Annotated in this window: 15 protein-coding genes; 10 read left to right on the top strand and 5 right to left on the bottom strand. The window is 68.5% G+C overall.

The window, feature by feature from the left end:
• The first annotated feature begins 17 nt into the window (after window positions 1–17).
• Complete coding sequence (locus FF041_RS03325) at window positions 18–1,415, top strand: metallophosphoesterase (protein ID WP_323391130.1); 1,398 nt, start codon at window positions 18–20, stop codon at window positions 1,413–1,415.
• 149 nt (window positions 1,416–1,564) lie between these two features.
• The gene (locus tag FF041_RS03330) at window positions 1,565–2,395 is read left to right on the top strand and encodes a hypothetical protein (protein ID WP_153520949.1); all 831 of its coding nucleotides are present in this window, start codon (window positions 1,565–1,567) and stop codon (window positions 2,393–2,395) included.
• Between the two features lie 177 nt (window positions 2,396–2,572).
• Here the strand turns inward: FF041_RS03330 and thiC are convergent, their stop codons facing one another.
• The gene (gene thiC, locus FF041_RS03335; RefSeq protein ID WP_153520950.1) at window positions 2,573–4,351 is read right to left on the bottom strand and encodes a phosphomethylpyrimidine synthase ThiC; all 1,779 of its coding nucleotides are present in this window, start codon (window positions 4,349–4,351) and stop codon (window positions 2,573–2,575) included.
• Between the two features lie 223 nt (window positions 4,352–4,574).
• On the opposite strand from thiC, the gene FF041_RS03340 reads away from it, so the two are divergent.
• A complete protein-coding gene (locus tag FF041_RS03340; RefSeq protein WP_323391097.1) occupies window positions 4,575–6,164 on the top strand; it encodes a YibE/F family protein in 1,590 nt (529 codons plus the stop codon).
• 28 nt (window positions 6,165–6,192) lie between these two features.
• Here the strand turns inward: FF041_RS03340 and FF041_RS03345 are convergent, their stop codons facing one another.
• The 3 genes from FF041_RS03345 to FF041_RS03355 form a co-directional block, all read right to left on the bottom strand.
• Window positions 6,193–6,633, bottom strand: coding sequence for an SsgA family sporulation/cell division regulator (locus FF041_RS03345; protein ID WP_153520951.1), 441 nt, complete (start codon window positions 6,631–6,633; stop codon window positions 6,193–6,195).
• A 360-nt stretch (window positions 6,634–6,993) separates the two neighbouring features.
• Window positions 6,994–7,212 (bottom strand): DUF5326 family protein, encoded by a 219-nt coding sequence (locus tag FF041_RS03350; protein ID WP_153485220.1) that lies wholly within the window; start codon window positions 7,210–7,212, stop codon window positions 6,994–6,996.
• 171 nt (window positions 7,213–7,383) lie between these two features.
• Window positions 7,384–7,701, bottom strand: a complete 318-nt coding sequence (locus FF041_RS03355; RefSeq protein WP_153485218.1) for a cupin domain-containing protein — start codon at window positions 7,699–7,701, stop codon at window positions 7,384–7,386.
• Window positions 7,702–7,752: 51 nt separating this feature from the next.
• On the opposite strand from FF041_RS03355, the gene FF041_RS03360 reads away from it, so the two are divergent.
• The 7 genes from FF041_RS03360 to FF041_RS03390 all read left to right on the top strand — a co-directional run bounded on the left by FF041_RS03360 (window position 7,753) and on the right by FF041_RS03390 (window position 13,172).
• Window positions 7,753–8,130 carry a phage holin family protein gene (locus FF041_RS03360; protein ID WP_153485217.1) on the top strand — a complete coding sequence of 126 codons (378 nt, stop codon included), beginning with the start codon at window positions 7,753–7,755 and terminating at the stop codon, window positions 8,128–8,130.
• Between the two features lie 118 nt (window positions 8,131–8,248).
• Complete coding sequence (locus FF041_RS03365; protein ID WP_153520952.1) at window positions 8,249–9,382, top strand: cystathionine gamma-lyase; 1,134 nt, start codon at window positions 8,249–8,251, stop codon at window positions 9,380–9,382.
• A gap of 285 nt (window positions 9,383–9,667) precedes the next feature.
• The gene (locus FF041_RS03370; protein ID WP_153520953.1) at window positions 9,668–10,558 is read left to right on the top strand and encodes a LysR family transcriptional regulator; all 891 of its coding nucleotides are present in this window, start codon (window positions 9,668–9,670) and stop codon (window positions 10,556–10,558) included.
• 52 nt (window positions 10,559–10,610) lie between these two features.
• Window positions 10,611–11,090: an NUDIX domain-containing protein gene (locus FF041_RS03375; RefSeq protein ID WP_153485213.1), complete on the top strand. Its 480-nt coding sequence runs from the start codon at window positions 10,611–10,613 to the stop codon at window positions 11,088–11,090.
• 122 nt (window positions 11,091–11,212) lie between these two features.
• The gene (locus tag FF041_RS03380) at window positions 11,213–12,070 is read left to right on the top strand and encodes a GNAT family N-acetyltransferase (RefSeq protein ID WP_153520954.1); all 858 of its coding nucleotides are present in this window, start codon (window positions 11,213–11,215) and stop codon (window positions 12,068–12,070) included.
• A gap of 95 nt (window positions 12,071–12,165) precedes the next feature.
• The gene (locus tag FF041_RS03385; RefSeq protein WP_153520955.1) at window positions 12,166–12,624 is read left to right on the top strand and encodes a MarR family winged helix-turn-helix transcriptional regulator; all 459 of its coding nucleotides are present in this window, start codon (window positions 12,166–12,168) and stop codon (window positions 12,622–12,624) included.
• A 95-nt stretch (window positions 12,625–12,719) separates the two neighbouring features.
• Window positions 12,720–13,172 (top strand): GNAT family N-acetyltransferase, encoded by a 453-nt coding sequence (locus tag FF041_RS03390; protein ID WP_153520993.1) that lies wholly within the window; start codon window positions 12,720–12,722, stop codon window positions 13,170–13,172.
• Between the two features lie 91 nt (window positions 13,173–13,263).
• Here FF041_RS03390 and FF041_RS03395 read toward each other — a convergent pair whose 3' ends face one another.
• Window positions 13,264–14,643 (bottom strand): serine hydrolase domain-containing protein, encoded by a 1,380-nt coding sequence (locus FF041_RS03395; RefSeq protein ID WP_153520956.1) that lies wholly within the window; start codon window positions 14,641–14,643, stop codon window positions 13,264–13,266.
• Window positions 14,644–14,662 lie beyond the last annotated feature (19 nt).

Genomic DNA, 14,662 nt, shown 5'->3' on the forward strand with positions numbered 1-14,662 from the left:
TGAACGGCGGCGCGACGGTGGTGGAGGGGTCGATGACTCAGGGGGCCGGTCAGGGACCCGTGGTGCGGACGGCGACATTGCGCGATTTCCGCGTTCCGCCGTATGCGCAGGTACCCGTTCAGTCGCAGACTCCCGACGACCAGCCCCAGCCCGAGGCGCCGCCCCGGGTGCCCGCCCAGGCCCCGATGCCCCAGGCCACTCAGCCGGCCCACCCGGACCCGATGGCCCAGACCCAGGCGTCCCACCCGGATGCCATGCCTCAGGCACCCCAACCGGCGCACCCGGATGCCATGGCCCAGGTCTCCCCCTCGGCGCACCCGGACCCCGTTCCCCCCGCACCGCAGCACGCTCCACAGCCCACTGCGGCCACTCCGGCCACTTCAGCCGCTCACCCGTCCCCGGTGCCGCCGCCCTACGCACCGCAGGTCCAGCACCCGGCCGCCGTGCACTCGGTCCACCCCGGCAACGCCGTGCCGGAGGACGAGATGCCCGAGGGATACACCCCCACGGAGCGCGACCTCCCGGTGATCGGACGCGGTCCGGACGGCTCGATCCTGACGCGCCCCGCCACGGGCGAGTCCGCCGCCCCCGACGGCCTGGGCCCGCTCTATGTCGTCGGCGACGTCCATGGATATCTCGACGAACTCGTCGACGCCCTCGTCGCGCAGGGCCTCATCGACGCCGACGGCCACTGGACCGCGGGCAACGCCCGCCTCTGGTTCCTCGGCGACTTCACCGACCGGGGCCCCGACGGCATCGGCGTCATCGATCTGGTGATGCGTCTCTCCGCCGAGGCGGCGGCGGCCGGCGGTTACTGCAAAGCCCTGATGGGCAACCATGAGCTCCTGCTGCTCGGGGCCAAGCGATTCGGCGACACCCCCGTCAACTCCGGTGCGGGAACCGCCACCTTCCAGGCCGCCTGGCTGCTCAACGGCGGCCAGAAGTCCGATATGGACCGACTCCAGGACGTCCATCTCCAGTGGATGGCCCGCCTCGACGCGGTGGTGGAGGAGGACCGGCATCTGCTGCTGCACTCCGACACCACGGCGTATCTCGAATACGGCTCGACGATCGAAGACGTCAACGAGACCGTCCACGAGATCCTCACCCGCAATGACGCCGACGAATGCTGGGATCTCTTCCGCAAGCTCACCAAGCGCTTCGCCTTCCGCGACAGCGCGGGCCCCCAGGCCGTACGCGAACTGCTCGCCACCTACGGCGGCAGCCGTATCGTGCACGGCCACAGCCCCATCCCCTATCTGCTGGGCGAGGTCGGAACCGAGGACGGCGAGGACGGCGACCGCCCGGTCGTCGAAGGGCCGCATATCTACGCGGACGGTCTCGCGATCGCCATGGACGGTGGCGTGACCATGGCCGGAAAACTTCTTGTCGTCCAGCTGCCGATCCTCAACTGAGCCAACCCCTGCACGCTAAATTCCCAAACCCCCTGTCACCTGGTGCCATCACGGCTCTACCATCGGCGTATCCATAAGCAGGCTCTCCTCCGTTTCCGCCCAACTGTCCGCTTGACAAAGGACAATTCGGCTCGACGGAGCATCGGGGGATGCACATGAGAAGCGCTCCGCACCTGCTGACCGAGGACCGCGCAGAGTTCGAGCGGATCCTCGACGACGCACTGCGCAACGCAGATGACAGTCCGGATCTCGCCGCCATGGGGCAACGGCTCAACGCCACCCAGCTGCGCACCATGGCCCTGAACGCGACGACACTCATCACCAGTGCCGCCGCAGCCGAGTACGAGCACTACACAAGAATCCGCGAGGAGATGCGCTCTCCCACGGCCGCTGCCTCCGTGCACCATTCCCTGCTCTCGCCCGCCGAAGGCGAGGAGGCGGATGGGAACGGCGCCGGACCGATGGCCGTGATCACTGTGCTCGCCCCGGTCCTCGCCGGGACGGCGGCACTGATATTCCTGCTCATCGGCTATCTGCTGAGAATGCTCGACCCCGCCCCTTCCTTCGCGACCTCCCTGGTGGCGGCGGGCTGGTTCTTCACGGCGCTGACGGCTGCCGCCATGCTGTTCGCCGCCATCGCCCTGCTGACCACTGCCCTGCGCAACAGCACGACCCAGGTCACGGCGGAGGAGACGACCGACGAGCTTCCCGACGAGCTGGCCCGCGCCAAAGACGCCTGGCGGCACGCTCTTCTGGAGCGGGGCATTCTGCCTTTCCTGCGGGCAGCGCTGTCGGATCCCAGCGCCGACCCGCAGTCCAAGAATCCGCCGCGCCCGGTGAGCCGTATACCGAAGGCGAGCTACAGCGGGCCGGACTACTCCAGCCCGAGCGAAGGCTCTCCAGCGGGCCGACGCCCCACGTTCACCAGCCCGGATTTCACCAGCCCCGACTTCAGCGGCCCTGAGCACCAGTCGGATTGACCTCCGGCCCGGCACCCAGACCCAGACCCAGGCCCGGACCCGGACCTGGGCCATACGGCCCGCAGGTCCGGGTACCGGACGGTCAGACGGTCAGACGGTCAGACGGTCAGACGGTCAGACGGTCAGACGGTGCGAACGACCGGGACCTCCGACAGGATGCCGCCGAGCCGGAAGCCGTCAGTCCGCGATCGGCAGATACACCCGGTTGCCCGCCTGGGCGAACTCCCTGGACTTCTCCGCCATGCCGTCCTCGATCTCCTGCTGCGACTCCCCGTGCTGCCTTCTGATGTCCTGGGAGATCTTCATACTGCAGAACTTCGGACCGCACATCGAGCAGAAATGCGCCGTCTTCGCCGGTTCGGCCGGCAGGGTCTCGTCATGGAACTCCCGTGCCGTATCCGGATCGAGAGCCAGATTGAACTGGTCCTCCCACCGGAACTCGAAGCGCGCGTCGGAGAGCGCGTCGTCCCACTCCTGAGCGCCCGGGTGCCCCTTGGCAAGGTCCGCCGCATGCGCGGCGATCTTGTAGGTGATCACTCCGGTCTTCACATCGTCCCGGTTCGGCAGGCCCAGATGCTCCTTGGGCGTGACGTAGCAGAGCATGGCCGTGCCCCACCAGGCGATCATCGCCGCCCCGATGCCGGAGGTGATGTGGTCATACGCGGGCGCCACATCCGTCGTGAGCGGGCCGAGCGTATAGAAGGGGGCCTCCTCGCAGATCTCCTGCTGGAGGTCGATGTTCTCCTTGATCTTGTGCATCGGGACATGCCCGGGGCCCTCGATCATCGTCTGCACCTGAAAACGCTTGGCGATCCGGTTGAGTTCCCCGAGCGTCCTCAACTCCGCGAACTGCGCCTCGTCGTTGGCGTCCGCGATCGATCCGGGCCGCAGCCCGTCCCCGAGCGAGTAGGTGACGTCGTACGCGGCGAGGATCTCGCAGAGTTCCTCGAAGTTCTCGTAGAGGAACGACTCCTTGTGGTGCGCCAGACACCAGGCGGCCATGATGGAGCCGCCGCGCGAGACGATGCCGGTCTTACGGCGCGCGGTCAGCGGGACGTACCGCAGCAGCACACCCGCGTGCACCGTCATGTAGTCGACGCCCTGCTCGGCCTGCTCGATGACCGTGTCCTTGTAGATCTCCCAGCTCAGCTCCTCGGCCTTGCCGTCGACCTTCTCCAGCGCCTGATAAAGCGGAACGGTGCCGATCGGCACGGGGGAATTACGCAGCACCCACTCACGGGCGGTGTGGATATTGCGTCCCGTCGAGAGGTCCATCACCGTGTCCGCGCCCCAGCGCGTGGCCCACGTCATCTTCTCGACCTCCTCCTCGATGGAGGAGGTGACCGCGGAGTTGCCGATATTGGCGTTGACCTTAACCAGGAAGCGCTTGCCGATGATCATCGGCTCGATCTCCGGGTGATTGACGTTGACCGGCATCACCGCCCGGCCCGCCGCTATCTCCTCGCGCACCACCTCGGGAGAGACGTTCTCCCGGATGGCCACGTACTCCATCTCCGGCGTGATCTCGCCCCGGCGGGCGTACGCCAGCTGGGTCACCGCCTGTCCGGCCCGGCCCCGGCGGGGCTGGCGCGGACGGCCGGGGAAGACCGCGTCGAGATTCCGGAGCCCGCCGCGCGGCGCGGTGTGCTTGATCCCGTCGTCCTCCGGGCGGACCGGACGGCCCGCGTACTCCTCGGTGTCGCCCCGGGCGATGATCCAGTTCTCTCGCAGCGGTGCCAGTCCACGACGTACATCGGTCATGATCGCGGGATCGGTATAGGGGCCGGATGTGTCATAAAGCGTCACATCCCTGCCATTGGTGAGGTGAACTTGTCGAACCGGCACCCGGAGATCGGGGCGTGAACCCTCGACATACCCCTTGTGCCAGCCCGGCTCGCGCTCGCCCTGGCCGGTGTTCTGATCGACAGCAGGCGTGCGTGCATCCTGAACGGTCATGAGACCTACTCCCTACGCCGGCATTACCCGGTAACAGGTTCGGCGGTCGACGCAGCGGATTCCGCAGCCGTGGTACTGGCATTGGCCAGACGGCTTATGCGGAGATCAGCGCCCTCTCAGCCCGGTGCTCCGAGCTCCCGCGTGTGCAAAGGTGGCACCACGCTAGCGTCATCTCTGGCGTGCTGAACAGAGGGCCCACCTCCGTTCTTGCGATGATCGGTCGGTGACCTCTTCGCCGCCCGACCCCCAGCAGGAACCCGATCCCCGGCAGCCGGCCGGTCCCCCGGGGCAGCGGCCATGGCCGCATCCGACCGGCTATTCGGACACTTCCGGACATCCTCAAGGCACCGGCCCGGCGTCTGCGCACAGTCATGGCCAGGGTCATGGCCACAGTCACAATCACAGCCACAGTCACAGCCATGGGCCGGCCGCTCCGGTCTCCCGGCATCTGCGCAGAGTCATCGCAGCCGTGCTGATCCCCTTCGCCACCGCGGTCGTCGTGGGGCTTCTGGTGCTCTGGCCCGGTTCCGTGCCCGGTCATGAGCCCACCGGGGTGGGCTTCGACCGGCAGACCGAGCAGGCGACGGTGACCCGGGTCGAGAAGGTCGACTGCGAGGATGTGAACGCCGGTCAGGCGCCGCCGACCGGGGACACCAGCACGCCCCAGGGGCGCGAAGCAGTCAACGCCCTCAAGGGTGACTGCGGGAAGGCCCGGATCAAGGTCACCACCGGCGAGAACAAGGGCCGGATCTTCACCGAGATCGTCCAGCCCGCCGCATCACGCCAGTTGAAGCAGGGCCAGGATGTGGTGGTGGCCTTCGCCCCCGACGCTCCCCGCGAACTCCAGTACGCGGTGATCGATGTGGACCGTACGTTCCCGATGGCGCTGCTGGCCGGGATCTTCGCCCTCGCGGTGGTGCTGGTGGGGCGTATGCGCGGGGTGATGGCGCTGATCGCACTGGTGATCTCCTTCGCCGTGCTCACCCTGTTCATCCTGCCCGCGATCCTGGAAGGCTCCAATCCGCTGGTCGTGGCGGTGGTCGGATCGAGCGCCATCATGCTGATCGCGCTCTATATGTGCCATGGGCTGACCGCGCGCACCTCGGTGGCGGTTCTCGGCACTCTGATCTCGCTCATACTGATCGGGCTCCTCGGCTCGCTCTTCATCGGCTGGGGAAGTCTGAGCGGCAATACCGATGACAACACGGGTCTGATTCACGGTCTCTACCCGCATATCGATATGAGCGGCCTCCTGCTGGCCGGTGTGATCATCGGCTCGCTCGGTGTGCTCGACGATGTGACGGTGACCCAGACCTCGGCCGTATGGGAGCTGCGTCAGGCGGATCCGGACATGGGCCCGAGGGCGCTGTACCGCGCGGGCATCCGTATCGGCCGGGACCATATCGCCTCGGTGGTCAATACGCTCGTCCTGGCCTACGCGGGGGCCGCGCTGCCGCTGCTGCTGCTCTTCTCGGTCGCGCAGAGCAGCGTGGGGACGGTGGCGAACAGCGAGGTGGTGGCGGAGGAGATCGTACGGACCCTGGTGGGATCGATCGGTCTGGTGGCGTCGGTACCGGTGACCACCGCGCTCGCGGCGCTCGTCGTCTCCGCCGACCGGCCGGCCGGGGCGACGGCGGGTCGGGCGGATCGGACGCCCGCACCCGTACCCGTACCCGGCGGGGGCACGGTACGGGCTACGCCGCCGGGGCAGGACTGGCGCCCCGGAGAGGGAAGGGCGTCGGAGGGCAGCGGGGCGCAGGGGCGCGGCGGGCTCATCGGGCTCGGTGGCAAGGGCCGCCGCCGTAAGAGATAGCGGCCGCGGACAGGGGGCACCAGCCGGTTCAGCCCGCGTTCTCCTCGGCCTCGGCGAGAATGGCCTTGAGCGCCCGGTCGAGATCGGCCTCGAAGTCGCCGTACGACCGCTCCCGCCCCAGCGGCACCAGCCGGTCGGTGCGGTCGAGGAAGGCCGCGATCGGCGCCGCGCTCACCAGAAACAGCGCGCGGTCGCCGCGGACCTGGAGCCGGATGCCGATGTCGGCGCACTCCCCGGGGCCGGCCGGCGCGATGTGCACATCGCCCTCACCACTGGGACAGAGCAGACCGTCCATCAGGAGATCGCGACCGAAGGACCAGGTCACAGGGGCGTCTCCGGGTAGATGGAAGGTCATCCGCACGGCGTAGGGATCCTCCGTCTCGTACCGAAGCTCCACCGGGATCCGGAGTGAGAGCTCCTCGGAGACAAGGAAGCTCATCAGGACCTCGGACTGGACCGACTCGCGCATCGTGCACCCCGCAGTGAAGGAAGACTGCTGAAAGCCTGTCGAAAACGGCCAGGAATGATCTCCCTGGCCCTCTTGCCGCAATCGCGCTGAAAGCACTAGAGGAGTACAGGGAGTCATTTTTGGATACCGAAAGAGAACGCAAACGCACCCCGTAACCTCTCAACCCCCTTGCGTAGCTGTTCGATCGCAGGGAGCGGCCGTCGCTCCTCATGGAGGGGTGGAGAAATAGCCAGGGACGCCGCCGTGGACGGGATCCCGAGGCCGTGGCAACGGCTTGCCACTGTAACGGCCTTCTCAGGGGATGGATTTGGCAGTCAACAGGTGTTCCCCCGCCCGGGTTAACACTTGTACCGCTTGTGGTTACCAGTCCCCTCGGGAGTTCGACGATGACGTGAACTTCCGTACGACAAAGACGAGTCCGGCTATCAGCGCGACCGAGAGCAGCAGCTTGAAAAGCAGTCCGATCACAAAGCCGACCACGCTGGCGATCAGACCTCCGAACACGGCGAGCGCGATGACGGGCACCACGATCCACTTCACCCACCACGGCATCCCGGTGAAGATCTCTCGTACGGCCATCGCCCTACCTCTTTCCTCTGCGCCTTCTTGGTTCCTTCGCGATCGTGTCTTCGATGCTAGGGGGGCGAAGGCCGGAACGGGGGTTCCGGAGCCCTTGCTCTCCCCTGAGCGAACCCCTAGGGACCGGTGGGGGCTCCCCTCCGCTTCCAGCGGGAGTCCGGCCGGAGAGCGTCAGCTCTCGGGAGGAGAGAAGACGACCATCACCCGCAGATCCTCGGTGATGTGGTGGAACTTATGGGAGACCCCGGCCGGAACATACACAACGCTCCCCCGCGCGACCTGGGTCGTCTCCATGCCGACCGTGACGGCGGCACGGCCGCTGACCACGAAGTAGACCTCGTCCTGGGTGTGCGGCAGCTGTGGGTCGAGCGCCCCCGCGTCGAGCGCGTAGAGACCGACCGACATATTCCGCTCCCGCAGGAACTGCAGATACGCGCCGTCGTTCGCGGCTCGCTCCGCCTCCAGCTCGTCCAGTCGGAATGCCTTCATCGTCCGTCCGCCCCTGCCGTCGTCCCGATCGCGTCTGCCACGATCAGACACATGATGAATTTTGTAGTCAAGACGATCGCCAACGCGGCGGCGCTGGCCGTGGCCATCTGGCTGCTCTCGGGCATCACCCTCACCGGTGACGACACCGGCGGAAAGGCCCTGACCCTGCTGATGGTCGTGCTGATCTTCGGCCTGGTCAATCTGGTCGTCAAGCCCGTGGTGAAGCTGCTGACCCTGCCGCTGTTCATCCTCACCCTGGGGCTGATCACCGTGGTCGTGAACGCGCTGATGCTGCTGCTGACCTCCTGGCTGGCCGACAAGGTCGATCTGAACTTCCAGGTCGAGGGTTTCTGGACCGCCCTGCTGGGCGCCCTGATCGTCTCCGTCGTCTCCTGGGCCCTGAACGTCGCCCTTCCCGAGCGGGACTGACCTCGCCCCGCCTCAGCGGGACCGAACCGGCCGTAGCGAACCGGCCGTAACAAACCGAGCGGTACCGACCCGAGCGGGACCGAACCAGACGTAACGGACAAGGACCGGGCACACGCATATGAACAGCACCACTGACGCGGGAGACGGCACCAGAGCGGTACGGGCGGGGCTGCCCGAACCGGTGAAGTACGAGCCGACCCTGCCGGGCCCGGTCTTCGCGGCCCACTTCCATCTGCCGGGCGAGCCCACCGGCCCGTACACCTACGGCCGTGACACCAACCCGACCTGGACCCATCTGGAGCGGGCGATCGGGGAACTGGAGGCTCCGGGGGAGTCCGTCGAGACCGTGGTCTTCGCGTCGGGAATGGCCGCGATCTCCGCCGTGCTGTTCTCCCGGCTGCGGGCCGGCGACACGGTGGTGCTGCCGGGCGACGGCTACCAGGCGCTGCCGCTGATCGCCGAGCAGCTCGACGCGTACGGCATCGAGGTCAGAACCGCGCCGACGGGCGGCGACGCCCAGCTGTCCGTACTGCGGGGCGCGCGGCTGCTGTGGATCGAGAGCCCGTCCAATCCGGGGCTCGATGTGTGCGACATACGGAGGCTGGTCGACGCGGCGCACGCGGAAGGCGCGCTGGTGGCCGTCGACAACACCCTCGCCACCCCGCTGGGACAGCGCCCGCTGGAGCTGGGTGCCGATTTCTCGGTGGCCAGCGACACCAAGGGGATGACGGGCCACGGCGATATTCTGCTCGGCCATGTGACCTGCCGCGATGCTTCTCTGGCCGCGGATGTGCGGCGCTGGCGCAAGGTGGCCGGGGCGATTCCGGGGCCCATGGAGGCATGGCTCGCCCACCGGTCGCTGGCCACGATCCAGCTGCGCATCGAACGGCAGTGCGTGAACGCGCTGGCGCTCGCACAAGCGCTGGGCGGGCGCGGCGAGGTGACCGGGCTGCGCTATCCGGGGCTGCCCACGGACCCTTCGTACCCGCTCGCCACTCGCCAGATGCGGCGCTACGGCGGGGTGGTCTCCTTCACCCTGCCCGACCGAGGACACGCGGAGCGGTTTCTGGACGCCCTGCGGCTGGTGGACGACGCGACGAGCTTCGGCGGGGTCCGCTCTTCCGCGGAACGGCGGGGCCGCTGGGGCGGCGATGCGGTGCCGGAGGGCTTCATCCGGCTGTCGGCGGGCGTGGAGGACACCGACGACCTGGTGGCGGATGTCCTGCGGGCGCTGGACGGAGCGGCCCGATAGACGCTCCGGACCCGACCCGGATGCGCTGGAGTGCTCTCCGGGGCCATGGACGGCGACGCGGGTCCTGCTCCGGGCACGGCAGGTTCGCGGGCACTCTGGCGGGCGGTCCGGGCCTCCCCCCTCATGGCTCGGACCGCCCCGGTTCATCCCCCCGAAGAACCGCGCGAACCAGGCTAGTTGACTCTGCGTCAGTGTCCAATCACAGTAGCGACAGCGACCTATCGACTTATTTATCGATGCCCGGTCCGTGTCCGTGGGGTACAGCCGGTGTCAGGAGGGCTCGGAATGGATCTGGCCCTGCTGCGCACCTTTGTCACCGTGCACCGAGCCGGCTCCTTCACCCGGGCAGCGGCCCTGCTGGGACTCTCCCAGCCCGCGGTGACCGGGCAGATACGCGCCCTGGAACGGCAGCTGGGGCGGCCGCTCTTTCTGCGCCAGGCCCGCGGGGTCACCCCTACCGCCATCGGCGATGAACTGGCCCACCGGGCCGCGCCGCATCTGGACGCGCTCGTCGAGATCGCCGAGGCCGGTCTCGACGAGGAGTCCGCCATCCGGACCCTGCATCTGGCGGGTCCGCCCGAGTTCACCTCGCTCAGGGCGCTGCCCGCCCTCACCCCGCTGATCTCCCGTGGACTGGCGCTGCGGGCCTCCTTCGGCAACACCGAGGAGACCTTGGAGGGGCTGGCCGCGGGACACCACGATCTGGCCATCACCACGGCCCGGCCCCGCGGCGGGTTACTGACCTCGACCCCTCTCTGCGACGAGGAGCATGTGCTGGTGGCGTCCCCGCGCTGGGCCGCCCGGCTGGGACCCGGTGTGCTGCACGGGGGCCATGTGGTGCTGGAGCAGCTGCCCGTGGTGGAGGTCCATGAGTCCCTGCCGCTGGTCTCGCGCTACTGGTCCGCCGTCTTCGACTCCCCGCCCGCCGCCGCGGGCGCCGTCATCGCTCCCGATCTGCGCGCTGTCCTGGAGACCGCGGCCTCAGGCGCCGGACTGGCCGTGCTGCCGCGCTATCTCTGCATGGAGGCCCTTGAGCGGGGACGCCTGGTGGCGCTCCTGGATCCTCCAGTGCCTCCGCTGCGGACCTATTTCCTGGTCGTACGCACCGGGACCCTCGCTCTTCCGCCCGTCGCCCGGGCGCACGAGTGGCTGCTGCGCGCGGCCGTCGACTGGTGACCGTGCCGTCCGGGAGAGTTTCAGAACGGGCGGCGCGGGCCATTTTCCAGTCATGACCGAACGTCCCGTGGTCAAGCGCACCGCCCGCGCCATTCTGCTCGATGGCGACGATCTCATCCTGATCAAGCGCACCAGGCCGGGTGTGGATCCCTACTGGCTGACACCGGGCGGCGGGGTCGAGCCCGGGGACTCCACTGTGATCGACGCTCTCCACCGCGAGGTGGACGAAGAGCTCGGAGCCAAGATCACCGATGTGGTGCCGTGCTTTGTGGACACCGTGGAGCACATCGCCGGGGGCGGGGTGACGGGGGTGAAAGTGCAGCACTTCTTCGTCTGCCGGCTGGCCTCCATGGACCCCTCCCGGCGGCACGGCCCGGAGATCGACGAGCCCTGCGGCGAGTACGAGATCGTACGGGTGCCCTTCAGCCGTATGGGGATCGCGACGGTCCATCTCGTACCTCTCTCACTCCGGCACTATCTGGACGGCAACATCGAGGGTGTGCGCGCGATGCACGCCCCCGATCTGGGCTGACCCCGACCGGGCCGCGCCCCGGGGCCTCACCCGGCGCGTCGGCGCGGCCGGCGACCGCGCGATGGAACCACTTCCTGGAAAACACTGGACGAGCGATCACTGCGTCAGACAGCCTGACCTCTATGCCGACACCGCTCCCAGAGCTGCCCATCCGCCGTCTCACCATGGGCGATCTCGTGTCCTGCGCCGATCTCTCCGAGAATCGTGGCTGGCCTCGCGAGGAGCACAAATGGGGGCTGCTGCTCGCGGCGGGAACGGGATACGGCATCGACGATCCCTCGGGCAAGGGCCTGGCGTCCGTCTGCGTGATCACTTCTTACGGTCCCCGGCTCGCCGCCATCGGGATGGTGCTCGTCGCCGAAGCCCATGCGCGCCAGGGCATCGGCCGCCGGATGATGCGGCATGTCCTGGAGCAGGCCGGGGACACCCCGCTGACTCTGCACGCCACCCCCGCTGGACGACCGCTCTACGAGGAGCTGGGCTTCACCGCCGTCGGCAGCGCCGAGATGGTCATGGGGCCCTTCCGGAACCATGGCCCGGCCACGACCACCGTGGCCACTCGGCCGGCGACCGCGGAGGACCTTCCCGCCATCGTCCATCTGGACAACGAGGTCTTCGGCCTGGACCGCACCCATATGATCACGCGGCTGCCCGCCTTCGCCGACCAGATCCGGGTGGCGGAGGAAAAGGGCGCTCTGACGGGATACGCGGCGGCCTGGCCGAACATGGACACCCATGTCATCGGTCCGCTGATCGCCCGGGACACCGAGACCGCACAGGCCCTGATCGCCTCGCTGGCCGCGGGCACGGACCGCCCGCTGCGCACCGACATCGATGTGCGCCACCAGTCGCTCCTGACCTGGGTGAAGGCCCAGGGCTTGGAGACGGTCGCCTTCAACACGGTGATGACCTACGCCATCGACGATCTGCCGGGCGACTGGGCCCGCCGCTTCGCTCCCCTGTCGGTCGCACTCGGCTGATCTCCAGGAGCAGTCGGCATTCATTGCCAACGCGGGATATTGCGAGCGTCGACTACCCTGGGGACATATCGCTCGGGTCTGAAGGAGGACGACAGATGACCGCGACCGATTCCTCACTCACCGCGCTCTCCCAGGGCTGGTGGGCCCTGTCCCAGCTGCACGGGAAGATCGAGACCCATGCCGAGCGCGCCCTGGAGCGCAGGCACGGTCTGAGCATGCGCGAGTTCTCCCTCCTCGACGTCCTGAGCCGCCAGCACAGCGGCCCCGGCGGGCATCTCCAGATGAAGCAGGTCGCCGAGGCGGTCGTCCTGAGCCAGAGCGCCACCACCAGGCTCGTCACCCGGCTGGAAGACCGTGGTCTGCTGCGCCGCTATCTCTGCGACACCGATCGCCGGGGCATCTACACCGATGTCACCGAGACCGGACAGGGCCTGCTCGCCGAGGCCCGGCCCACCCATGACACGGCGCTGCGGGAAGCCTTCGACGAGGCTGCCGAGAACCCCGCTCTCGCGCCCCTGGTACGGACCGTCGAAGAACTGCGGGTGCCCGCCTGAGTCGTGTCGTCGAAGTCCCGTCTGCCTGGCGGGCGGACGATGCTGCTGTGACGACACTTCCCAGCCGACCGGGCCGCCTCCGTAATCTGCTGATCATGAACGAACTGGTGATACGACCCGCGATCATGGACGAAATCCCGGCGATCGTGGCGATGCTGGCCGACGATCCGCTAGGGGCGCAGCGGGAGACCCTGGAGGACCTCAGCCCGTACTACGCGGCCTTCGAGCGGCTGGACCAGGACCCGAATCAGCACCAAGCGGTCGCCGTCCGCGAGGGCCGGGTCGTCGGCACCCTCCAGCTCACGATCATTCCCGGACTGTCCCGTCGTGGCTCCACCCGCTCGGTCATCGAAGGGGTACGCGTCCACGCGGATGAGCGCGGAAGCGGTCTGGGCACCCGGCTCATCGAGTGGGCGATCGCGGAATCCCGCCGCCAGGGCTGTCAGCTGGTTCAGCTGACCTCCGATGTCACCCGGACCGATGCCCGCCGGTTCTATGAGCGGCTGGGCTTTGAGCCGTCGCACATCGGATTCAAGCTCGCGCTCTGACCGGCTGCCCCGCGACTGGGGGGCGACTCATCCGGCGTCCCGTGGGCTGTCGTGTTTCACGTGAAACACGACAGCCGCCCACTCGCCGGCATCACCGGCCGAGCCCGCGCCATCCTTCGGGATCGACACCGCCGGGCACACCGGCGTCCGGCTGATAAGGCTCCCGGGTGAACACAAAAGACCCCAGGTCGAGATGGTGTACGGAACCGTCCTCCCGGCGCACCACCCGCAGCGTCTCCCCCGCGCAGTAGCCGTTCTGACCGGTCCAGGTCCCGTCGCCCCCGGCGACAAAGCGGGATCCACGGCTGGTGCCCAGCTGCGGCTGGAGTTCCACGCCCCGGTCGGCTGTGAGTCGAAGGCTGAACGCATAGGTGCCCCAGTACCCGAGGCCGGTCAGCGCGAGCAGTTCCTGATCGACCTCCGGGAGCGGCTGCCAGGGCCTGGGGATACGCGGCTCGGCCTGGGCCACGATCCCTACGAGATCGGCGGCCACGACGGCGGTGAGGGGCCCGGACGTGGCATTGGCGAGCACAGCGGCGGCGATCCCGTCGTCCACGCTCACCCACAGGCCGGCCAGAAAGCCGGGCAGCGAGCCGCCATGGCCCACCAGAGTGCGTCCGTCCCTCCGTACGATCTGCATGCCCAGCCCATAGGCGCTGTCCCATTCATCGCTCTCGGCGGGCGCCGAAGGGGTGCGCATCTCGCGCACGGACGATGCGCGCAGTACCCGGTCGTCGCCCTCCGCGAGGAAGAGGGCGAACCGGCAGAGGTCTCCGACGGTCGACCAGAGCTGTCCGGCGGGGGCCATCAACCCGAGGTCCTCGGCGGGCTCGGGCAGCAGCACATCCGCCCAGGGGTGTACCGCCCAGCCGTCGGCATACGGGGTGCGCGGTGCGGCGCTGGTGCGGTCCAGAGCGAGCGGTTCGAGGATCTCGCGCCGCAGAACCTCCTCCCAGGGCTCCCCGCGTACCGCCGCCACCAGTGAACCGAGCACCGTATAGCCGGTGTTGGAGTAGTGATGGCGAAGGCCCACGGGATGCGTACGCGTCCCGTCGCCGAGGACATCGGCGAGCTCCGGCCGCAGCGATCCCGGCGTCCGCTCCCACCAGGGCGAGGGAGGCTCGGCGCTCAGCCCCGCACTGTGGCCGAGCAGTTGAGCGATGGTCACATCTCCCACACCGGTGCCCTGAAGATGCTTCTCCAGGGGGTCCTGAAGGTCGAGGAGCCCCTCGTCCCGCAGCCTCATCACCGGCACAGCCGTGAAGGTCTTGGTGATCGAGCCGATGCGGTACTGGACGTCATCGGATCCGGCCCCGCGGGCGGAGGGGCGGGCTCCGGTCCACACCACCTCTCCCTCCCGCGCCACTCCGGCGGCGAGCGAGGGCGTACGCCCTTCCGACTGAGCGACGGCGATGCGGTGCAGAAGAGCCCGCTCCGTGGCGGGGAGGAGCGCTGCGGGGTACGTGGTCATAAAGGAAGGTCTATCCGAG

It is taken from the genome of Streptomyces jumonjinensis (assembly GCF_009600885.1).
In the GTDB taxonomy this organism is placed as follows: domain Bacteria; phylum Actinomycetota; class Actinomycetes; order Streptomycetales; family Streptomycetaceae; genus Streptomyces; species Streptomyces jumonjinensis.

Coding starts and splice junctions, on each gene's coding strand:
- FF041_RS03330 (WP_153520949.1), top strand. CDS start 1,565: ATGCACATGAGAAGCGCTCCGCACCTGCTGACCGAGGACCGCGCAGAG.
- thiC (WP_153520950.1), bottom strand. CDS start 4,351: ATGACCGTTCAGGATGCACGCACGCCTGCTGTCGATCAGAACACCGGC.
- FF041_RS03345 (WP_153520951.1), bottom strand. CDS start 6,633: ATGCGCGAGTCGGTCCAGTCCGAGGTCCTGATGAGCTTCCTTGTCTCC.
- FF041_RS03350 (WP_153485220.1), bottom strand. CDS start 7,212: ATGGCCGTACGAGAGATCTTCACCGGGATGCCGTGGTGGGTGAAGTGG.
- FF041_RS03355 (WP_153485218.1), bottom strand. CDS start 7,701: ATGAAGGCATTCCGACTGGACGAGCTGGAGGCGGAGCGAGCCGCGAAC.
- FF041_RS03360 (WP_153485217.1), top strand. CDS start 7,753: ATGATGAATTTTGTAGTCAAGACGATCGCCAACGCGGCGGCGCTGGCC.
- FF041_RS03365 (WP_153520952.1), top strand. CDS start 8,249: ATGAACAGCACCACTGACGCGGGAGACGGCACCAGAGCGGTACGGGCG.
- FF041_RS03370 (WP_153520953.1), top strand. CDS start 9,668: ATGGATCTGGCCCTGCTGCGCACCTTTGTCACCGTGCACCGAGCCGGC.
- FF041_RS03375 (WP_153485213.1), top strand. CDS start 10,611: ATGACCGAACGTCCCGTGGTCAAGCGCACCGCCCGCGCCATTCTGCTC.
- FF041_RS03380 (WP_153520954.1), top strand. CDS start 11,213: ATGCCGACACCGCTCCCAGAGCTGCCCATCCGCCGTCTCACCATGGGC.
- FF041_RS03385 (WP_153520955.1), top strand. CDS start 12,166: ATGACCGCGACCGATTCCTCACTCACCGCGCTCTCCCAGGGCTGGTGG.
- FF041_RS03390 (WP_153520993.1), top strand. CDS start 12,720: ATGAACGAACTGGTGATACGACCCGCGATCATGGACGAAATCCCGGCG.
- FF041_RS03395 (WP_153520956.1), bottom strand. CDS start 14,643: ATGACCACGTACCCCGCAGCGCTCCTCCCCGCCACGGAGCGGGCTCTT.